At 39.3% G+C, this 20116-nt stretch carries 20 protein-coding genes and 1 tRNA gene; 13 read left to right on the top strand and 8 right to left on the bottom strand.

Annotation, left to right across the window (positions count from 1 at the left end; translation table 11 throughout):
* The first annotated feature begins 39 nt into the window (after window positions 1-39).
* The 4 genes from I8748_RS27010 to I8748_RS27000 all read left to right on the top strand — a co-directional run bounded on the left by I8748_RS27010 (window position 40) and on the right by I8748_RS27000 (window position 3884).
* The gene (locus I8748_RS27010) at window positions 40-828 is read left to right on the top strand and encodes a DUF1868 domain-containing protein (protein ID WP_198127600.1); all 789 of its coding nucleotides are present in this window, start codon (window positions 40-42) and stop codon (window positions 826-828) included.
* A gap of 399 nt (window positions 829-1227) precedes the next feature.
* Window positions 1228-1728 carry an Hsp20/alpha crystallin family protein gene (locus I8748_RS27005; RefSeq protein ID WP_198127599.1) on the top strand — a complete coding sequence of 167 codons (501 nt, stop codon included), beginning with the start codon at window positions 1228-1230 and terminating at the stop codon, window positions 1726-1728.
* 864 nt (window positions 1729-2592) lie between these two features.
* A complete protein-coding gene (locus I8748_RS35405; RefSeq protein WP_096555399.1) occupies window positions 2593-2838 on the top strand; it encodes a hypothetical protein in 246 nt (81 codons plus the stop codon).
* Window positions 2839-2849: 11 nt separating this feature from the next.
* The gene (locus I8748_RS27000) at window positions 2850-3884 is read left to right on the top strand and encodes a hypothetical protein (protein ID WP_198127598.1); all 1035 of its coding nucleotides are present in this window, start codon (window positions 2850-2852) and stop codon (window positions 3882-3884) included.
* A 210-nt stretch (window positions 3885-4094) separates the two neighbouring features.
* Here the strand turns inward: I8748_RS27000 and I8748_RS26995 are convergent, their stop codons facing one another.
* Window positions 4095-5261: a helix-turn-helix domain-containing protein gene (locus I8748_RS26995; protein ID WP_198127597.1), complete on the bottom strand. Its 1167-nt coding sequence runs from the start codon at window positions 5259-5261 to the stop codon at window positions 4095-4097.
* A 1595-nt stretch (window positions 5262-6856) separates the two neighbouring features.
* Here I8748_RS26995 and I8748_RS26990 point away from each other — a divergent pair.
* Window positions 6857-7168, top strand: coding sequence for a hypothetical protein (locus tag I8748_RS26990; protein ID WP_198127596.1), 312 nt, complete (start codon window positions 6857-6859; stop codon window positions 7166-7168).
* Between the two features lie 262 nt (window positions 7169-7430).
* On the opposite strand, the gene I8748_RS26985 is transcribed toward I8748_RS26990, so the two are convergent.
* Both I8748_RS26985 and I8748_RS26980 read right to left on the bottom strand, forming a co-directional pair.
* Window positions 7431-8660 (bottom strand): glycosyltransferase family 4 protein, encoded by a 1230-nt coding sequence (locus I8748_RS26985; RefSeq protein WP_198127595.1) that lies wholly within the window; start codon window positions 8658-8660, stop codon window positions 7431-7433.
* 155 nt (window positions 8661-8815) lie between these two features.
* Complete coding sequence (locus I8748_RS26980) at window positions 8816-9019, bottom strand: hypothetical protein (RefSeq protein ID WP_198127594.1); 204 nt, start codon at window positions 9017-9019, stop codon at window positions 8816-8818.
* 439 nt (window positions 9020-9458) lie between these two features.
* Between I8748_RS26980 and I8748_RS36140 the strand changes: the two genes are divergently transcribed.
* The 4 genes from I8748_RS36140 to I8748_RS26965 are packed head-to-tail and all read left to right on the top strand — an operon-like array spanning window position 9459 to window position 12099.
* Window positions 9459-9842, top strand: coding sequence for a hypothetical protein (locus I8748_RS36140; RefSeq protein WP_318781275.1), 384 nt, complete (start codon window positions 9459-9461; stop codon window positions 9840-9842).
* Between the two features lie 23 nt (window positions 9843-9865).
* On the top strand, window positions 9866-10063 hold the full coding sequence (locus tag I8748_RS36135; RefSeq protein WP_318781274.1) for a hypothetical protein: 198 nt from the start codon (window positions 9866-9868) through the stop codon (window positions 10061-10063).
* A gap of 44 nt (window positions 10064-10107) precedes the next feature.
* The gene (locus tag I8748_RS26970; RefSeq protein WP_198127593.1) at window positions 10108-11100 is read left to right on the top strand and encodes a glycosyltransferase family 2 protein; all 993 of its coding nucleotides are present in this window, start codon (window positions 10108-10110) and stop codon (window positions 11098-11100) included.
* 42 nt (window positions 11101-11142) lie between these two features.
* Window positions 11143-12099 (top strand): glycosyltransferase family 2 protein, encoded by a 957-nt coding sequence (locus I8748_RS26965; RefSeq protein WP_198127592.1) that lies wholly within the window; start codon window positions 11143-11145, stop codon window positions 12097-12099.
* A 143-nt stretch (window positions 12100-12242) separates the two neighbouring features.
* Here I8748_RS26965 and I8748_RS26960 read toward each other — a convergent pair whose 3' ends face one another.
* Complete coding sequence (locus I8748_RS26960; protein ID WP_198127591.1) at window positions 12243-12914, bottom strand: glycosyltransferase family 4 protein; 672 nt, start codon at window positions 12912-12914, stop codon at window positions 12243-12245.
* 99 nt (window positions 12915-13013) lie between these two features.
* Window positions 13014-13499, bottom strand: a complete 486-nt coding sequence (locus I8748_RS26955) for a hypothetical protein (RefSeq protein WP_198127590.1) — start codon at window positions 13497-13499, stop codon at window positions 13014-13016.
* A 1479-nt stretch (window positions 13500-14978) separates the two neighbouring features.
* Between I8748_RS26955 and I8748_RS26950 the strand changes: the two genes are divergently transcribed.
* The 3 genes from I8748_RS26950 to I8748_RS26940 all read left to right on the top strand — a co-directional run bounded on the left by I8748_RS26950 (window position 14979) and on the right by I8748_RS26940 (window position 17494).
* Window positions 14979-16106, top strand: a complete 1128-nt coding sequence (locus tag I8748_RS26950) for a response regulator (protein ID WP_198127589.1) — start codon at window positions 14979-14981, stop codon at window positions 16104-16106.
* 55 nt (window positions 16107-16161) lie between these two features.
* Window positions 16162-16539, top strand: coding sequence for a response regulator (locus I8748_RS26945; RefSeq protein WP_198127588.1), 378 nt, complete (start codon window positions 16162-16164; stop codon window positions 16537-16539).
* 106 nt (window positions 16540-16645) lie between these two features.
* Window positions 16646-17494 carry a DUF4465 domain-containing protein gene (locus I8748_RS26940; RefSeq protein WP_198127587.1) on the top strand — a complete coding sequence of 283 codons (849 nt, stop codon included), beginning with the start codon at window positions 16646-16648 and terminating at the stop codon, window positions 17492-17494.
* Between the two features lie 52 nt (window positions 17495-17546).
* Here the strand turns inward: I8748_RS26940 and cobA are convergent, their stop codons facing one another.
* The 3 genes from cobA to I8748_RS26925 form a co-directional block, all read right to left on the bottom strand.
* Complete coding sequence (gene cobA, locus I8748_RS26935) at window positions 17547-18326, bottom strand: uroporphyrinogen-III C-methyltransferase (protein ID WP_198127586.1); 780 nt, start codon at window positions 18324-18326, stop codon at window positions 17547-17549.
* Entirely contained in the window at window positions 18323-19087 is a 765-nt protein-coding gene (locus I8748_RS26930) for a sirohydrochlorin chelatase (protein ID WP_198127585.1), read from the bottom strand. Before I8748_RS26930 ends, cobA begins: the two co-directional genes overlap by 4 nt.
* A 102-nt stretch (window positions 19088-19189) precedes the next feature.
* Window positions 19190-19570 (bottom strand): DUF4359 domain-containing protein, encoded by a 381-nt coding sequence (locus I8748_RS26925; RefSeq protein ID WP_198127584.1) that lies wholly within the window; start codon window positions 19568-19570, stop codon window positions 19190-19192.
* 139 nt (window positions 19571-19709) lie between these two features.
* On the opposite strand from I8748_RS26925, the gene I8748_RS26920 reads away from it, so the two are divergent.
* Window positions 19710-19782 (top strand) — tRNA-His (locus I8748_RS26920).
* Window positions 19783-20116 lie beyond the last annotated feature (334 nt).

Below are 20116 nucleotides of genomic sequence, written 5' to 3'. Positions count from 1 at the left end.
CCCTAAAATCTATCAAGTGAGAGCGCGAGGCTACAAAGATTGGACGACAACTATCAAACTTATCTGAACCGGGTAGCAAGACTGACGCTACCAGAAGCTTACAGATCCCAAGTTCAGCATATCCAGGAATCTTCTAAATTTCAGCTGCATTCTGGTTCTAGACAAGCAGCACCTTTTCCTGGCTACACACTAATAACCCCATCTGCCGCAGAAAAATCAGAAAACTCTGCTTTCTATGCCCAGATACAAGCTTACCAGCAGGAACTTTTACAGTTGCCTGTCAACAGTGATTTGATTGTCCCTGTACCTCCTGCTAGCTTTCATCTCACCTTAGCAGACTTAATTTGGGACAGTGCTTACCGTGATGCCTGCGAAAAAAATCCTGAATTTGAACAACAGTTACGCTCTTGTTGTGCTGAAATATTCCAGCAGTATCAACAATCCATAACAAGCAACACTAATCGTATTTTATGGCAAATGCTGGGATTGATAGTGATGCCAAGAGCTGTAGGTGTTTGTTTAGTACCCCAGGATGAATACTGTTATGAGCAGGTAATTAAGTTTCGCCGCACAATTTATCAAAATCCGAAGTTAATAGCTTTGGGCATTGAACAGCATTATCATTTTACGGCACACATTACATTAGGCTATTTTGGGGAGGTTTCACCAGATTTAGACCGCACAAACTTTAGCACCTTGCTTTCTCAGTTGAATGACAAATGGCTGATGAATACTCCAAAATTTTTGATCAACCGTGTTGAACTGCGAAAATTTGACGATATGACCTACTATCATCGTGAACCAGACTGGCCAAGTTTGGATTTTTAAGTAATTGGGAATTGGGAATTGGGCATTGGGCATTGGGCATTGGGCATTGGGCATTGGGCATTGGGCATTGGGCATTGGGCATGGGAAGTTATTTCTCCCTCATCCTCCTCATCCCCCTCATCTCCCCTGCTCCCCATCTCCCCCTGCTCCCCTGCTCCCTATTTTTAATGTACATTTGTAACTATTTGTGAACTTCTCAGAGGTACGGTTATTGCGATCGCTGATGTTTATAAAACCGAACCTACTACAATTTCTACTGATCTAGTGTTTTAATTAGGAAGCTTAAAATTGGGCTTTTTCAGATTGAGAGTGTTAAAAAAAGTAGACTGGTTCACTACTAGTCACAAAGCTGGAAATTGAGCCTCCTAAGACTAAATAGTGCATCTAAGAGGTGATATTATGGCACTGATTCGTTGGGAACCATTCCGAGACATCGAACGCTATCAACCATTCCGCCGGGACATTGAACGTTGGGAACCGTTTCGAGAAATTGACACCTTACAGCGGCAAATAAATCGCTTGTTTGATCGGTTAATTCCAACAGAGGATGGTGAAAGAACAGGATTAAGTTTTATTCCTGCTGCTGAACTCGAAGAAACTGAAAATGAAATTCGTTTGAGACTTGAAGTACCTGGTCTAGAAGCAAAAGATATAAACGTAGAAGTAACTGCCGACTCAGTTACCATTACAGGCGAAAGAAAATTTGAGAGTCAGACTCAAGACAATGGTGTCACTAGATCGGAATTTCGCTATGGCAAATTCCAGCGGATAATTCAGTTGCCTTCCTTGGTTGAAAACGACAAAGTACAGGCTGAATACAAAAATGGTGTTCTCCACCTAACCTTGCCGAAAGCAGAATCAGAAAAACACAAGGCAGTGAAAGTTAATCTTGGTCAATAGTCAATAGTTGTCCTTTTGTCCCCCCCTCTGTGCTTTTAGGTTCAGGTTTCTAAATCAATTATGATGTTATAAACCGCCTTGCATCAGCCAGAGGCGGTTTTTCATTGAGTCTTGTAGCAAACATAAAAGCTTTTGGTTATACCAACTCTCTGTAAACTTGCACTTAATAATTACTCCTTTATCGCCAACAGGCTACTACCATTGCTTTGGAAGTCAAAAGGAGCCAGTGCGTTGCAAAGGACAGTTGCACAGGAAAGGTTCCCCGATTTGAGAAAACTATCCGTTGGGGTTTCCCTCGTTGTAGACGCGCTTTGCGCGGCTACTCTAAGAAAGCGGGAACCCTCTCCCTTGGGAACGAGAACGCCTAACGGCGAACCCGCAGGGTAGCAACTGGCGTTCAAAAGTGAGCCAGCGCGGTGAGACAGTACTATCTTGGGGTCTAACGTCATTCTCTTTGGCTGTCTGGCGACCGAAGGGAAGGCATTTGGAGTCAGAGAGTTATTACTGGTCACTTCTTCTGTTTCCCTGTTCTCCCCCTTCAAAAACTACGCCCCCTATCTTCTTGTAGTAGTGTGCCTTAGTCTGTTTAAGACAGTTCAGAAAAAGCCAATTTTTAATTTTGTCTACTTTTCGTGTTTAATGTTGCACAGATATAGAAGCAAATACCACTTACATGTTGATAATGAACTATATGCCAAGAGGATAGCCAAGGGTTACTCTTAAATTACCCTCATGGAAAATGTACATCTTCCAGTTTGGATCAAATCACTGATTTGAATCAAACTGCCAACTAAACACACACTGATCCTATTTCATTTGCTTGAATAGCTATATTGATAGGATTGATATTCACCATTCTTGACTATGGCTAGTAAGTTCATTGACGTTAGAGAATATACTGTCAGAGCTCATAAAAGACAAATACACACTCGTGTTTTCAATTTTGTCTGTAAAGAGTGCAATCAGGCTACAAAACGCGAGACTTATGGGCCTCGCCCGCTTTATTGCGAACAATGTCGCCCTCCGCAACCACCCAAAAAATCCCAGCAGCCAGCTCAAAAGGCAAAACCTAGACCAATGACCTACAAAAGTGATATCGACTTGGGTTGATTTGAAGCGTTATGAATAGTCAGTTGCAAATAGAACCTCCTCCTGAAAGCTTTCTCTCTCCACTGTTGGAATTACGAGACTACTATACTCGCCTTGTAGAAGAGTACGAAACTTTATATACACAGGCGCGATCGCAGCTCAACCATGTAGAAGCTTTATTGTTTAACTGGTCTTCTACTTCAGATGCTAATGGCAAGCTTTCAACAGCTGAAGTAGTTCATACGGAACCAACGTCTCCCCAAAAAGACTTGCTGTTATCTTTGCCTGATAGCATTTCTAAATCAAAGATGGACTTGGTAAAGCCTAGCGAGTCTGAATTCCCAAACTCAGAAAACTTAGAGATGGATAATTCTGCTGCTGTGGTTGAAGATACCAGCGGATATCCAGCATCAACAACATCCCCAACTATAGAGACACTTCCACAGGCTAAAGATAAGGTGGCTGACATTCCAATGCTACCTGAACATCAACCTCTAAGTCGGATGGAAGCTATCAAAAAGCTATTGCAAGAACATGTTGGTACTGTATGTCACATAGATTTCATTGTGCGATCGCTTTATGGAGATTTAGAACCGACTGTGTTCAAAGTAGTTAAAGGCAGAGTCCAATCCTCACTGACACAAGGCAGAGAAAGAAATGCTTGGTCAGCTATTCCTGATGAGCCTGGTTGTTATACTCTGGATTTGAGTTTGGTAACTTCCAATCGTACTAATGGTTACTCTCAAGCTGGTAAAAACAAAAAGAAGAAACCTGTTGTACTCCCGAAAACAAGAGTAGTGCCAATGCTCAAGGCATTTGAGGGGCAATTTTTGATAGATGCGCTTTCCTCTTTCTTGCAGCAAAATGCAGGGAAATTTTTCAGTGTTGCTGAAATCATCGCTGGAATTTATGGAGAACTAAATTCTGAGGAAGTCAGAGATATCAAAAGCAAGGTGCTGAATGAGTTATCGCGAGGTTATCGGACAGGGCGATTCTCTAAAGTGCCTGAAAAAATCGGTCTTTACACTTGGGACTCAAGTTTGATATTAGAGGCCAGTTCAGGCTGAACTATATCTTTGATGTGGGGAGTATGGAGGAGATAAAAGGGGTGAGGAAGAGTAATTTTCAAAAGCTTCCTCATCTCTTCATAGTTACTGACTCAGGCCAAGTAATACCCAATTAGAACTCCGTGTATCGTTTGAGGAGAAAAGTAGCGAATGATGAGAAAGAGGAGAAAAGCGAAAAATTAGCAAAACTTCACATAGAATTGGTATAACTCATCTATCTTTTAATATAATGTGTTTTTTTGAGTCAAAACAAATTAAACCTTGCTGTTGTAATTTGCCCATCAATCGTGTGACTGTAACTCTAGTGGTGCAACAGGCACTAGCAATATCTTCATGAGTCAAGCGAATACTGAGACGAGTTCCCCCTACAAAGGGTTCACCGACTTCCTGTTTCAAAAGCTGCAATAGATGATGTAAACGATCTTCTACCCGTCGCTTACCGGCAATAACTAAGAAAGATTCTGTCTGCCGTAACCGCTGATTGATTTTTGGTAACAGAGTATGGCTTAGTAATGGGGTTGCTGCTATTTCTGCTACGTAAATTGAAACTATCTCGACATCTGACAGGGCCGTGGCTTGGTAAATGGGCAGAGAGGTCATATTAGAGCCAAAAACCATTTGTGTTCTTGCCAACCCTATCAATACTTCTTCACCCGTTTCGCAAAAAGTACTTAGCTTGACCAAACCCTGACAAACATACCAAACTACTAGTGGGTTAAGAGGAATAGTTTCTCCTTTAGAATATTTATACACAGGGCGATCCTGAATCAGACCGCTATTTGTTTCGACTGATACTAATTCTGTTGGCTGACGTTCATTCACATTACGCAGCAGCCAGTGCAGGGAGCTAACTCTACCATATTGATTGGGAACCACTCCCACTGTTAAAGCTGCATCGAAAGGCTCACCATTAAATTGATGCAAGCGCAATACTAACTCTCTAACTCTTTCGGCTCGTGATAAGTTGTTAATTTCATTGCGAAAGCACTGTCGGTCTTCCAAACGAATAAATTGTATCATTGGTTTGCCCACCAGAAACTGCTTTGGAACATTGAATAACTTAGCTGCACTGAGATTAGCTTCTCGAATGATCCCTTCTGCATTAGTGACTAAATAGCCATCTGGTGCAAACTCAAATAAATCTTGGTAGTGTTGGCGTTGTGCTTCTAGCAGATTTCGTGTTTTTATTAATTCCTCATTTTGTTCATAAAGTTCCTCTGCGGCTAGCTGCACCATCTTTGAGTTACTATAGAGTTCTTTAAAAGCTTGTGGTAGCAGATCTGGTTGAATCCAAGGCAAAACACTAGCCGTCTGATACAAATCTGCCAAACGTTGATGCAATGCTTCTGTGCGTTGGATAAATTGTTCTATATTCACCTTAAATTCCCACTACTTGCTTGCAGATGTTGAGCAAAAGAAGTCTAATATGTGAATCACAGAGGAATTACAACCTGCTTGAGGCGCTCATCAAGTTTTGAATCTTTTAATAAGCTGCAATTGCTGCCCAAGTAGATTTGTAAAATATACATTTAATCTGGTATTTTGCTAATTTTTGCACTTAACACATAACAGATAGCTCATACCGTTGTACTTTAATGTTGATACAAATAGGCATCAGGAGACCAGGGGAGAAATAATTTGTATCACTAATTGAGTGAAATAGTATCATTACTTTGAACACAAAATATTGTAATTCAAGATACTTGCCCTTGTGAGGGTGTATTTTTGATACTTACATAAGTGCCAATTGATTATTTTTGTTAGCATAGAATCTACCCATAATCATTTTCTTAGGGATTTTTGCCAACAGCTTAGATCAATATTAATGCTGGGTATTTCTGAAGTAAAACTTCTATTTTTAAGTATTGTAATCCTACTGAACAAGATTTATTGTGTAAAATTTTATTCCACAAACCTATTTTCTATAATGTTTTAGCTTCAAAAAATTGATACTTTAGAAACATATGTTCACTCCTCTACTAATCTGGTAGTGGCAATCATCATTGTCATTATTCATCACAATAGCTATCACTAAGCTCTCCAGCTTCCGCCACAGGAATCAAGCTACTACTACCACAGGTATAGGACTTATGTTAAGGTAGTTTGTGGCGGTTAATACAGTCTAGTTGTTAAAATCATATATCTGTAATATCCAATACATTTAATTAGGATTTTATTTACTTAGCTGTGTATAATTTTTTCAAAAATCTATACATATAGGTAAATTTTTTATTACTTAATTTGTCTAAACGAAGTTGGATTATAAATATACTCGAAAAAACAGCAGTTAATAATAATTATGCTGGAATAACGTAATTTTTATTTTATAAGCTAATAAACACTAAACACTAATAATACTAACTGAATCAATAACTCGTGCTAGGTAATAGATGAATAATATACTTGGAGTTGCTCAAAAGCTGTTAGTTACTCTCATGTTATCTAAATGTTTAAAGTTTATGTGTATTTGAATACTTTACCTTAATAAAAAAATATTGATTTATAAGAAAAGTTAAGTATTCATTTGCTGTACTTTAAAGAACTTTAACAGCTAATCAATGCGCAAGCTATCATGAGTGATGAGATTGGTAATATATTTATTTTTTAATCCCTGCTAATTTACTTTATTAAAAGTTTATATATTTGAGAAATTAGTTCCTTAAATCTACCATTTAAATAGACATTATATAACAAATGTTTTAAATTAAAAATCCGTAGATATTCCCTTATTGTAGAAAATAAATTGCATGTATATTTTTGATAGTTGCGTCCATATTTTGATGAACAAAGCTAAAATATATCAGCTCATTATGCATCTATAAATTAAATCAGTTAAATCTTTTAGGTAAAATTTATTCAATTTTACCTAAATCAAATAATGATTTATTTTTAATAGAGATATTGTTAGTCTTTTTCTATATAAATAATAACGCAATTTCTTTAACTCTTCAGCCCAAAACTTGTAAAGAATAATGCATCAATACAGTTATTATCTGCTGTTGCTTGTAATAGCAGTCATCTCTGCGTTCAGTGTTACTCCATGTGAGGCTCAGCCTTTGCCAGATTCAAATAGCGACAAAGCTAAGATTCTTCCTGTATCTTCTGAAGTGTCTAAGACAGAAGATACAACTAAGCTATCTCAAGTGCGTGATTCTAGTATTTCTAATAGTCAGGAAACGATTTTATCTCAAACTACTAGTGATACCCCATTAGCTAGTACTAAATCTAATTTACGTATTCCCATATCCAGTAGAATCTTTGCAGGATCTTCAATGCAACAGTAATTTAAAATTGACTTTGCAAAATTAATAAACCTCTTGCATAAGGGGAAAAAAGGTAAGGATAAAAGGAAGAAGTAACTATATTATAACTATCCCTTTTTCCTTACCACTATATCTATAGTAAAAGATATTTTTACAGTAGATATAGTGAAAAAATTATCCATAAGCTCTTAGATATAAACTGGTTTATCTTTATATATTTTCTTTTTTTAGAGTATGCTAAGAGAAAGTTTTTAAGTTTAAATTTCAAGCTTGATACTTCAGATTAGCCTTGAGTATCATCTCCAAGACATACTTGCTCATAATGTTTTCCAGCAATATCCCAAGTAAATTGTGTTTCTACCATTTGTCTACCATTGTGAGATAATTCAAAACGCAGTTGTGGGTTATCAAACAGTTGACTAATGGCAGTGATATACTGTGCTGGTTCATTTGCTCGTAATGCTCTAAGTGGTGTACCAGCACTATCTACAGCTAGTCCTTCTAAACCGCGATCGCTTGCTACTACCGGCACACCAGCTGCCATTGCTTCTAAAGTTTTATTTTTAATACCAAAGCCTGTCCGCATCGGCACTACACAGACGGTTGCTTTGTGTAAATAATCTACCATTGAAGGCACTTTGCCAGTAACATTAATTCCTGGTTGGTTTTGGAGTGCTAATACTTCCGGTGCAGGACGAGAACCAACAATATCAAAAGTTGTATCAGGATAAATTTCTTGGATTCTGGGTAATATTTGATTACTAAAAAAGCATACAGCGTCAATATTGGCTAAGTTATCCATAGCACCGATAAAAACTAAGTGATGTCCTCCTGGGTCAATGGTACGGTTAGGAAATGAAACTAAATCTACTCCATTAGGAATAACTGTAATTTTACTATTAGGTCTAAAAGCTTGTAGTTGAATTTTATCCTCTTCTGTTGTCACTACAATTTCTGAAAATTTAGAGCAATAGCTTTGCTCATAACGACGCAAAAGCGGTAAATTAATTTTGTCTCGCAATATATTTTCCGAGATACCAGTTGCTAGTTGATTGCGACAAGTTCCGTAGACAGAGCTATGAATATTAACCAAAGTTCTTAGGTGTTTATGGAAATGCGATCGCACATAAATTTCATTCACGCTATGTTCGCAGGTAATGACATCACATTTTTTCATTTGCACAAAGTTATCAACCCACTCTTGCATCTCAATTGAGTAGCGGTTGAGTACACTTGGCGGTGTCCCTTGTTGCAAGAATGTAGCAAAACGCTGTATTTTCTGGAATATTCCGGCCCTAACTCCAGAATCTAGGGGACGTTCAAAAATAACTAGATTATCTACACAATCCCGCAATCCGATGATCTCTGCTTCTGTAACATCGCGATCGCGTTGAGTCACAAGTGTAACAGCATGACGTTGACTCAGATGCTTAAGTAAATTAAACGTTCTAACTTGAGTCCCCCCTCGTGTTGGTGGATAGGGAAAGGTGGAAGATAGCATTAAAATATTCATATAGTTGGTAACAGCAATAACAGTAAATAAAGTCAGTAGGGATGTATATAGAATGACTTCATTAAACTCATTATGTCATCACTAATATCCCTTATATCTTTGTTTACCATCACCAATTAGAAATTTCAGCAGATTCAAGGCTAACTAAGTAACCATCATGAACTGCGTACACTTTTCTCTTTGTCTGTTGGTGTCTTTTGTGAGGCAGCCCCCGTCTTGGTGAGTCCAGTCCCCGTCTTGGTGAGTGAGTCGCCGTCTTGGACGCCACATCCTCCACTTGGTGAGGGAGTTGCCGTCTTGGCGCTTTGCGTCGATGGCAAACTCCCGTTAGCGAAGCGGTAGCGAGGAACGAGCGTCACCCGAAGGGGGAGACCCCAAGACCGGAGTGGCTCCGCTTTCCGTCGTTAGCGCAGCGAAGCGCGAGTCTTCTCCTGTCGCAGACGCTACGCTTTCCGAGCGTCTGGCGAACTCACGAACCCGGAGGGCTTGTAGCCAGATGGGGAACTGGCGTTAGCGCAGCGTTAGCGAGCTTGCGAGCGTCACCCGAAGGGCGCCTTGCGTCGTTAGCGCAGCGAAGCGCGAGTCTTCTCCTGTCGCAGACGCTACGCTTTCCGGGCGTCTGGGGGACTGCTGTTAGCGCAGCGTTAGCGAGCTTGCGAGCGTCACCCGAAGGGTGGTTCAAGATTTTTTACTACCTATTACTGAGATGACATGCTTCCACAACTTATGTCAATATAAAACTATATACATAAATCTTAAAAAAAACTTTTTAAGCACAAACATAAAGGATTTGTGAAAATGGAATTTTTCGGTGTTTACACCCTTGCCAATGATGTTGTCTACGATCAGTTGGTCGCATTACTCAACAGCATTGAGGTTAATATTAGCCTAGATATTCCTATTTGTATTATTCCTTATGATCAGCGACTAGGCCGGGTAAGACAAGAAATTAATTCTCGGAAGAATGTAACACTATATGATGATTGGGAAGTAATTCAACGTTGGGAAGAGTTTGCTCATCAAGTTTGGGCGGCTCATCCGAGAGAAATGAAAAATAAAGCCTCTCGTCCTACTTGGTACAACGGTCATTTACAAAGAAAGTTTGTAAGCTTTGAAGGTATTTTTGAGCAGTTTGTATTTTATGACTGTGATAGCTTAGCAATGAAGCCAGTTAAGGATTAAAACCAATTCATCGAATTCATTATATGAGTTATTCATCCAGAGACTTCACATATTTGTGTCAAGGAGAAGATGTAAATATTTGTTATCAAGAAGAGTTTTTACACTATCGTTTTCTGAAACAGCCAGAACTCAAACCCAAGCAGCTAAATACACCTAGTATATTCTCGATAGCTAACCGAAATTTCCAAAAAATTTTAGGTAAAATTACAGTTTATATGTAGGGTTCCAATAAGTAAATTTTAATTTAAATTGTGAATTTTTTGATATGACACCGAAAGTTAGTATTTGTATTCCAACTTACAACAGAGCAAATTTGCTGCCTTACGCAGTCAATAGCGTACTAGTTCAAACTTACACTGATTTTGAACTAATAATTTGTGATGACGGTTCCACTGATGATACTGCTCAAATAGTAAGTCAATGGCATGATCCACGAATTCACTATATCAGGCATCCTGTTAATGGTGGGCGTAGTCGCAATATGCGTTCTGGTTTTGAGGCTGCTTGTGGTAGCTACTTTATCAAGTTTGATGATGATGATGCTTTGACTCCTGAGTTTTTGGAAAAAACTGTTGCTATATTAGACGCAGAACCAAGTGTAGATTTTATTTGTACGAATCACTGGATTATCAATCAAAACAACGAAAAAGTTGAATCAGCAACAAAAGAAAATTCTGCAAAGTGGGGAAAAGATAAACTTGAGCGGGGAGTTATTCCTGACTTAATCAGACAAACTTTTCTATATCAAAGCTTGCAAGTAGGTTCAACACTATTTCGTCGAGCTTGTTTGCAAGAAGTTGATTATATGCGTCCGCAAGCTGATGGATGTGAGGATTTTGACTTACTAGTAAGGTTAGCGATCGCTGGTAAGCAAGGCTATTTTCTGCCAGAATTTTTAATGGAGTATCGCTTTCATGGTGGTCAGACAAGTTTAAAACAAAACTTGCACTTTCTAGCAGCAAAGGTTTTCTGTATTAGTAGTTATAAATTTCCTGACGCAGAATTAGAACAACTGCGATTGCAAAAATTAGCCGGTACGCAGCAAGCTTTGGGTTTAAGACTGATTGAAAAGGGAGATACCGTAGAAGGACGGCAACTTTTGCAACAATCAAGTCGGGTTTTGGGGAGCGATCGCAAAATTATGCTGGGTCTGATGCTATCTTATTTACCAGCAAGTTTGCGACAAATTGCCTTACAGGGTTTTCGCCGAGTACGCCCGAAAGACTATACTGATCAAGTGCGACAAGGTGCGGTTTAAATAAATATTGAAATTCCCAAAATTTATAATAAAAAAACATTCATGAATAATGAACTAGTTCCGCAAATTTATATCATAATTATCAACTGGAATGGTAAGGAAGATACAATTGATTGCTTAGAGTCAGTTCAAAAAATTGACTATCCTAATTATAAAATATTACTAGTAGACAATGGTTCCATAGATGATTCAGTTGCAGCTATTCGAGAAAGATTTCCTCAAGCTTTAATCATCGAAAATGGTGCCAATCTAGGTTTTGCTGCTGGTAATAATGTGGGGATTGATCATGCCATATCTCAAGGAGCCGATTATGTTTTCTTGCTGAATAATGATACTATAGTTGACCCACAAATCCTTTGGGCATTCATCCGTGCAAATGAACAATATCCTGATGCTGGGATACTTGGTTCAAAAATATATTATTACAAACAACCTCAAAAAATTTGGTATGCGGGAGTGGAGTGGATACCAAGCCAAGCCAGATTTCTACATTTAGGATGTGGAAATATAGATAACGACAAAGATTGGCGAGAATTTCAGTTTCCTGAATATATTTGTGGCTGTGCAATACTTGTGAAAGCTGAAGTAGTCAAAAAAATCGGAATGCTGGAGCCAAAATACTTCTTGATGTGGGAAGAAGTTGACTGGTGTTATCGGGCTAAACGAGCAGGATACAAATGTCTTTTAGTTCCAGAATCAAAGGTATGGCACAAAATTTCCTCAAGTTTTAGTGGTGGAGATAAAGCCCCCCATTATCAATATTTTTGGTGGCGAAACCGATTATTATGGGTCGAGCGTAATTTCTCTTTCGTAGAAGCACTCAATATATATAAAGCAATTTTTCGGGATACTTTGCGCCAGATTCGTAAGTATTTTAATTCCCAATCAGGTAGTCAAGAAAAGTTGAAATCTCAGGCTGCTTTAGAAGGAGTCAAGGATTACTTTCTCCGCAAATTTGGCAATTGTCCTGAGTGGGTTCGTTCTCCTGTCAAACAGTAGACTATTAGTATTTAATTAACTCACGCAGAGGAGGACACTTGCGTGGGCGGGTTTCCCGACTTGAGCAAAGTGTCCGTCACGCAAAGACGCAGAGATAAACTTTTGCAGTCTTCTTTGCGACTTTGCGACTTTGCGTGAGCTTTTTAGATATTATTCTTTAATTGAGGAAATAACTTTTGAACAGCTAGCTCAATCTTACGACCCACTGCTTGCCAAGAATATTCTGACTGCACCAGTTCATAAGCAGAAACAGCTAATTTTTCTCCCAAAGAAGGATTTGACCAGAGTTGGCTGACACCTTCAACTAACTCTTCTACTTGATTTCTAATTAACAGATGTTCACCATCTCTAACTTTGATACCTTCTGCACCTTTGGCGGTACTGACAACAGGACAACCAGCAGCAAAGGCTTCTAAAATTTTCAGGCGCGTACCTCCTCCTTGAAGCAAGGGTACAACCATAACGCTGGCAGCAGCTAAATAAGGTCGAACATCCGGGACACTACCAGTAACGATAATTCTAGGTTCTCGTTGGGCTGCTGCTTGCATAAATTGAGTAGGGTTGCGCCCTACTAGTAGTAAACGGCTATCTGGATAAAGTTGCTGTAGCCGTGGGAAGATTTGGTTGATGAGTAAGTCAACTGCCACTGTGTTGGGTGAGTATGAAAGCTGACCAAGAAAGAGTAAATTATGCTGTGTATCCTCTAATTTAGTCTCTGAGTTGCATTCACCAAAACGCACGCGATCGTAGTGGGCTAGATTAATACCGTTAGGTACAACGTAAATTGGCGATACTTGTCCGTAATACTGCGTCATTAAGTTGGAGTCATGTTCGCTGCATACCCATATTTGGGTAGCTTGGTTTGCAAAGTCTTTCTCGATGAATTGGAGATGTTGTAGTTGAATCTTTGCTTTTTACTGGGATTTGAAACCTTGAACTGAACTATGTCTTTGCTGCAACAATGATGCTTCTACGTTATGGTTGTCGAAGATGATAGGACACTGATAACACTTGACAACATTTAGGTAGGAGTAAAGCCACACTTCCTCAATGATTACTAAATCAGGCTGAAATTCGGTGAGGGTTGCTTCTAATTCCTCAGCCGCAGTTTTGGCATAAGCCCAATTCGCATCTGGATGTTTGTCACGATACAGCCACCACAATCGATTTTCTAGCTTTTCCCAGTTTGAACGCTGGATAGCTACGTTAGAGTGTTTCCACAGAGTAACTCCTGGCAGAGATGTGTTTTTAGGACTCCAGTTAGAAGCTGAAAAAACACCAACAGGGCCAAATTTGATCATGATGTTGATATTTTGCCAGGTACGTAAATTTACTCCGCCAATTGGTGGGTAAGGTACTTCTTTCGTGATGGACAAAGTACGAATTGAGTCAGTGGTCACTCAAGTTGTTCTCCTAATGATTCTTGGTGTATGGGTGGGGCGATCGCTGTTTGTTCTCATATAGGTAAAATTTGCTCACAGTTTCTCTATATTTCTTACCCTGATCAAACAGAGAAGGTTTCATTTGATGAATAAAATTTGCTATTTACTTGTGTTACTTTACCCTCAGCATCACCTTCCATAAATGATTGAGAGATGTTATTAAATAAACTTAAACATACTTGATATTTGGCTAGGCTAGAAATTTAAATGTATTTAAATCAGCTAAGTAAAACATGTTTGACTGTAAATTTTGAGCTTTTTTGGATAGCTAAACAAATAAAGTTTCATCACAAATGCCTGAGTGACAATATTCATCAGTTTTTAGATTATTGGAATTATTTGTTATTAACTTCATATAGTTTTTCCGGCTTTAAGCAGAACTTATAGTAATTTGAATATGTGTGAGTAAATTACTTGCGATTTACCATTTAGCTGGAAACAACTATCTTTCTGGCACGTACTCTATTGGTTGAATTTAGCTGTAAATTCTTGGATGTGGTAGTTAAAACTGTCTAGCGTCACTATTGATCACCATGACTTACCCAAACAATAGCCAAAACCCTGATTTTGACGTAGCGGCAATCAAAGACGAAGGCTGCGAACAGGAACGTCAACGCAATCGACGGGAAGCAAAGCCACTCAGGTCTTGGGGTCTCTTGAAGTGGAGAATGGGGCGTCCTTTGACTGCGACCCCCTCACCGCTTTGCGTCTACATGAATTGCCTAAAATAGGTTGTCGTTTTGCGTCAGTCCTAATCACTACAAAACACTAGAACATTTTCCAGTGCTTATGAAGAATTTCCTGCTGCTGAGTTGGTTTTCGTTGCACCTCATACTCAATTGGGATTTACTTAGTAAAAATTTGCCATTGATATTGTGGAAGCAATAATTTTGCCCAAGCCTGAAAGAGAGAATCTCTACAATCTCAAACTTGGATGAAACGTTTAAGCCATCCAATACTTAGTATAAACTTTTGGATATCACTAAGTAAAGCAGCTAGTAATAAAGTGTATATAAAGCTTGCCCATTCAGGACTGTTGGCTGCAATTTCATGTTGCAAAATCAGGTTAATAGCAATCTTTTTGCTACTGATGGGCTAGAGCCAATTGTTTGCTTGTAACACTTGAGTTACTGTTAAATTAGCCAAATTAGCAAAAGATGCAGAAAACCAATCTGAATTTTGAAATACTATTTCCTGACGATTAGCCGGGCTACTTTGCTATTTGTCAGGGTCTACCAGAGTAAATTGTAGTTAGATGAAGAATAGCTTAGCAGATATTGGGAAATTATGAGTTAGGGGTGAAGAATCTCTGTACTAACTCAAATATGACAGCTATATTGATCTGAACACTACTTTTTTAAGATATGGCAGTGAATCCTGTATAAGCGATTCGCTAATTTCTAGTGCAAATATTAATTTTTTATTAAATTCATCCCAATGAACACACTTCCCATTAGTAGATATAGATTTTTCCAAAAACTTCAGCCCTTATCTCTATTGAAAAAAATCACTGGTAAGTCTGTTAATGGTTGTTTGCAAGTCTTTAGCGCTTCCGGTTCTTGGTCAATATATATCGAGGAGGGGAAGCTGATTTATGCTTGCTACTCAGAGAAAATGTTTGAGCCGCTTTACAGAAACTTGCAAAGCCTGAGTCAGCAAATTCCTACTCTTCCTTGCGGAATTCATGAGCAGTTACGGACAATCTTTGAAACTGGTATAGAAAATCAAGCAATACCCAACCCTGATTATCTGGCAATTTGCTGGTTAGTTAGTCAGAAATATATTAGCCCTTTGCAAGCAGCGATGCTGATTGAACAGTTGGCATTAGAAGTTATTGAGTCTTTTTTGGATTTAGAAGAGGGCAGTTATGAGTTTATTGGGGAAAGCTTTCTGGATGATATGCCAAAATTCTGTCATTTAAATCTTCGCTTACTAGTAGAACAATGTCAAAAGCCTAGACGCGAAGCAGCTGATCACGAGACATCGACCCATACAGAAAATTCCCATTCATCAATTCATCGAGTTTACGAATCGCAGTTTTCACAAGCCACAAAGCCAGAAACTAAACCTCAAACTGAGCCGCCACTGTCGAGAAAAAACGATAATCAGGCAACAGAATACTCCAACCGCTCTTTCTCACAGCAAAATCATACTACTGATCATAGTCATGAGCCAAGTTCCCGACCATCTGTTGATAAAAAAACTTACACAATATTTTGTATCGATGACAGTCCAGCGATATTGAGTGTCATCAAGAATTTTTTAGATGAGCAAATATTTACAGTGATCGGAGTTACAGATTCCTTAAAAGCGCTAATGGAAATTCTCGGTACCAAACCAGACATAATTTTATTAGATGTTGATATGCCTAATTTGGATGGATATGAGTTATGCTCTTTATTACGTAAACATGCCTATTTTAAAAACACACCTGTGATTATGTTGTCCAGGAAAATCAGTTTAATAGATCGAGCTAAAGCTAAGCTGGTGAGAGCTTCTGGTTATTTGCATAAACCTTTTACACAAGGTGACTTACTAAAAATTATTTTTCAAAACATTTTGTAATATTATCTAAGTTTCATAAATATATTAAAATAAATTATTATTAGGAGATTCAGGATTGAGTATTACTTGGGTGGGTACAATTCTGATTATAGAAAATTCTCTTAGTGAATTAGAGTTACTAAGTAATTATCTAGAAAATAAGGGTTATAAAATTATTACAGCTACTACTGCAAGAGAAGCTCTGGAAATTGCCTTAGAAGAAAAACCAGATGCGATCGTCACTGATGTAGTTATGCCAGGAATGAGTGGGTTCGAGTTGTGTCAGTTTCTCAAAAACCATCCAATCTATCAGAAAGTGCCGATGGTAATTTGTAGTGTTAAAAATCAATCAATTCAGCATTTTTGGGCTAGAAAACAAGGTGCTGATGCCTGCATAAATAAACCCTACACCCCTGAAGAGCTATTGAGTGCTATTCAATCTGTGGAGGTCTAAACTTTCTTTGAACTCATTTGTAATCAGCCAATAGAGTCTTGTGAACCCCACTAAATTAGTTATATACTTACTCTTAATTTTTTTTAATACTTGATTAGACAATCGAATGAAAATCAACTTTCTGCCTTGCTTGCTGTCTATAGGTTTAGTAAGCGCAGTTTCAACACCAGTATTCGGTCAACAAATCGTTGACTTCGAGGACTTAAACCTTGCACCGGAAACTTATTACAACGGTAGTGATGGTGCTGGTGGGTTCACAAGCCAAGGTGCATTTTTCAACAATCGCTACAGCCAAAGGTTTGGTAATTGGTCTGGCTGGTCTTATTCCAACACGACTGATACAACTACTCCAGGATACACTAACCAATTCAGTGCTTATACAGGAGGTGGTGCTGATGGCTCAAGTAACTACGGCGTTGCCTATACGTTCCAACCTGGTGGTAGTGCGTACATTGATTTACCTACAGGCTTGAGTGCCAAGTCGGCTCAAATTACAAATACAACTTATGCTGTTTTATCAATGCTGAATGGTGACCAGTTCGCCAAAAAGTTTGGTGGTATCAGCGGTAACGATCCCGACTTTTTCCGGTTAACCATTACGGGTCTAGATGCTGCGAATGCGACTGTGGGTAATGTTGATTTTTATCTGGCGGACTATCGTTTCTCAGACAATTCCCAAGACTATATTGTTGATAAATGGGAACTGGTAGATTTGTCTAGTTTGACGGGAGCCACAAGACTATCTTTCAGTCTGACTACTTCAGATAACGGTCAATTCGGGCCAAATACTCCATTATACTTCGCTCTAGATAACCTAATTTTGAACGACCCAAATGCAACACCAATTCCAGAGTCTTCTTTGGGGGTTGGACTATTATTAGCTTTTGCTACTCTTAGTGGTTCACAAACTTTGAGAAAGTTGCGGAATCATAAAGTTTTTGGTTCAGGTGAATAATATATATACAAAAAATAGCAGTGGGCGTACGGCTGTACGCCCCTACTAACCATCAGACTGGACGACATCCAGATAGGATACTGTGCATATTCACTACTTGCCCAATTACTGCGATCGCTGGGGCGCCAAATCCAGTATTCTCAACTTGCTCGACAATTGTCCCTAACTGACCAATCAATTCTTCTTGTTCGGGTCGCGTACCCCAACGCACCAAAGCTATTGGTGTTTCTGAACTCAACCCAGCTGTGCCTAACTGTTCCACAATATAAGGCAGATTGTGAATTCCCATATAAATTACAATCGTTTCGGAACCATGAGCGATCGCTTGCCAATTTACTGAGGGTTTATACTTACCCGCTGCCTCGTGTCCAGTAACAAAAGTCACAGATGAACTATACAGTCGATGGGTTAAGGGTATCCCTGCATAGGCTGCCGCTGCAATTCCCGAAGTAATACCAGGCACAACTTCTACTGCAATTCCAGCTTCTACCAGTTCTGCCATTTCTTCACCACCACGACCAAAGATAAACGGATCGCCACCTTTAAGTCGCACCACTATTGCATGATCTTGAGCCTTTTCCATCAGTCGATGGGTTGTTTCTTCCTGCAATAGTGAATGTCTCCCCATACGCTTCCCGGCGTTAATTTGCTCTGCTTGGGGATTAATCATGGCCAGAATTGCCGGACTGACTAAAGCATCATAAATCACTACATCTGCACATTCCAACAAGCTTTTCCCCTTGAGGGTCATTAGCCCTGGATCTCCCGGCCCTGCACCTACCAAATAAACTTTACCCAAATGTTTTTGCCCGTCTTTGTCTGTGCAGTTCATTGATATATTAAATCCAAAATCAAATCGGCTAATTCTGCACTTACTCCCAAGGGCTGCGCCAGTTGGAAAGTTACAGCAGGGAAACGTAATTTTAGCTCTTCTATGGCCTGTGCGATCGCATCGGTTATGCCACCTGCGAATAAAAAGTATGGAAAAATTGCAATTTCTCGATTGCCAGCAGCAACTAACTCTTCTACTTGTGATTCTAAACTAGGAGGCACAGACCAATAAGCAGTCACTGCTCCCAAATTTGCCGCTATTGCTTCCACTAGTTTTTGTGAATCAGGGCGACGGCTACCATGAGCTAAGATAATCCATGCTTCTGCTTTTATGGTAGCCATTTGTTTTGCTAGCAATTTCTCTAAACCAGGGTGACTACCTAAGTATGGTTGTAAGTCAATCATTATATCTTCACCAAGAGCTTGTTGTGCCAGTGCTATTTCCGAGGGAATATCTGTGATCACATGCACTCCCGGTAGCAGAAATAGCGGTACAATTTTTAGGCGATCGCACCCTGAAACCAAAGCACGCTGGGCAAATTGTTTAATTTGCTCGTGTAAAGCTTCAGCACCCATTTCCAGACTTGCTATACCAACCAGAATTTTCTGCTTTGGGGAAGATACCACACCACCATTAGCAGGTATTAATTCTGGTAAATTTTTTTGCAGTTTTTGAACTACTAGCCCTGCTAATTGCTGCATAGCAATTTCTGGGCGCGGATCACGGCTTCCGTGAGATACAAGTAAATATGCAGATGACATCAGTAAAGGTGTAACTCTTGGTTTTTATTGTGCAGTCAAACCAAAGGGTGTGGGATGTGGGGTCTTGGGGTCATTGGTGGAAAGCTTAGTACCCTTGTGACTTTACTGCTGTTCGGCAGTGTAAGTGTAAAAGTTATTAAATGCGCCCACCGTTTCAAATCTATAAGAAGGTAGCCAGGAACTCACTTTTAAATCTGTGCGATAAATAGTAAAAACAATGAAGTCTTGTTTTTGTGTCGTTGCTGCCAAGATTTCCTTGATTTGTGGATTTGCGGAATCTACTAGTTTATCACACTTAGAATGTAGCAAATTTTCTATTAGTTTTGAAGTTTTTTTACAAACATCCTGTTTTAAGTATTGTGTCAGCCGTTGCAAGGCGTACTCTTCATACTCAGTCTGACTGGGATTAGTCTTCGCCATTGCTACACCACATACAGCTAGTCCTGCTGCTATCATATATACCATAATAGTCGAGGGTTTCATGTTTCCTAACTGTAGTTCTCCATAGTCGTTGGACTCCAAAGACTCTGAATTAATAAAATCCGTTCCTTGCAGAAAAAAATCTGGATTTGTGGATCAATTAATCCAAGAAGTGCTATAGTATGTAATCGAGAAGTTAATGGCGAGCGTAGCCAAGTGGTTAAGGCAGTGGATTGTGGTTCCACCACTCGTGGGTTCGAGTCCCATCGTTCGCCCTCTTTCATCTACAGCAATATACTATATTTCTGTGGAAATAGCTTAATTACCGGAATATCAGCGGTTGATAGTTTCCAGGAAGTTTCGTACTGAGGTGATATCCCGCCCACAATTGCTGAGTAGAGACGATTCGGCGAATCGTCTCTACTGCTGAGTGCTGAGTGCTGAGTGCTGAGTAGAAACCCAGTTGCTTATTGGCTTTGAGGAATCAACACTGTACTAACCTATATGACTACGGCTATATTTCCTTGCAAGTACCTTGTGATACTAAGTTGCAGTTTGAAGTAGTACGATTTCTTCCTTCTGCTCCCCTGCTCCCCTGCTCCCCTGCTC

This window comes from Amazonocrinis nigriterrae CENA67, assembly GCF_016056305.1.
GTDB classification, from domain to species: Bacteria; Cyanobacteriota; Cyanobacteriia; order Cyanobacteriales; family Nostocaceae; genus Amazonocrinis; species Amazonocrinis nigriterrae.
Note: the sequence above shows the minus strand (reverse complement) of the source record. Positions and strands in the feature narration are given on the sequence as shown.

What these genes read in the sequence shown, in the direction of transcription:
- I8748_RS26950 (WP_198127589.1), top strand. Translation starts at nt 14,979, where the DNA reads ATGAACACACTTCCCATTAGTAGATATAGATTTTTCCAAAAACTTCAG.
- I8748_RS26940 (WP_198127587.1), top strand. Translation starts at nt 16,646, where the DNA reads ATGAAAATCAACTTTCTGCCTTGCTTGCTGTCTATAGGTTTAGTAAGC.
- I8748_RS26985 (WP_198127595.1), bottom strand. Translation starts at nt 8,660, where the DNA reads ATGAATATTTTAATGCTATCTTCCACCTTTCCCTATCCACCAACACGA.
- I8748_RS35405 (WP_096555399.1), top strand. Translation starts at nt 2,593, where the DNA reads ATGGCTAGTAAGTTCATTGACGTTAGAGAATATACTGTCAGAGCTCAT.
- cobA (WP_198127586.1), bottom strand. Translation starts at nt 18,326, where the DNA reads ATGAACTGCACAGACAAAGACGGGCAAAAACATTTGGGTAAAGTTTAT.
- I8748_RS26970 (WP_198127593.1), top strand. Translation starts at nt 10,108, where the DNA reads ATGACACCGAAAGTTAGTATTTGTATTCCAACTTACAACAGAGCAAAT.
- I8748_RS26965 (WP_198127592.1), top strand. Translation starts at nt 11,143, where the DNA reads ATGAATAATGAACTAGTTCCGCAAATTTATATCATAATTATCAACTGG.
- I8748_RS26925 (WP_198127584.1), bottom strand. Translation starts at nt 19,570, where the DNA reads ATGAAACCCTCGACTATTATGGTATATATGATAGCAGCAGGACTAGCT.
- I8748_RS26960 (WP_198127591.1), bottom strand. Translation starts at nt 12,914, where the DNA reads ATGACGCAGTATTACGGACAAGTATCGCCAATTTACGTTGTACCTAAC.
- I8748_RS27005 (WP_198127599.1), top strand. Translation starts at nt 1,228, where the DNA reads ATGGCACTGATTCGTTGGGAACCATTCCGAGACATCGAACGCTATCAA.
- I8748_RS36135 (WP_318781274.1), top strand. Translation starts at nt 9,866, where the DNA reads ATGAGTTATTCATCCAGAGACTTCACATATTTGTGTCAAGGAGAAGAT.
- I8748_RS36140 (WP_318781275.1), top strand. Translation starts at nt 9,459, where the DNA reads ATGGAATTTTTCGGTGTTTACACCCTTGCCAATGATGTTGTCTACGAT.
- I8748_RS26990 (WP_198127596.1), top strand. Translation starts at nt 6,857, where the DNA reads ATGCATCAATACAGTTATTATCTGCTGTTGCTTGTAATAGCAGTCATC.
- I8748_RS27000 (WP_198127598.1), top strand. Translation starts at nt 2,850, where the DNA reads ATGAATAGTCAGTTGCAAATAGAACCTCCTCCTGAAAGCTTTCTCTCT.
- I8748_RS26930 (WP_198127585.1), bottom strand. Translation starts at nt 19,087, where the DNA reads ATGTCATCTGCATATTTACTTGTATCTCACGGAAGCCGTGATCCGCGC.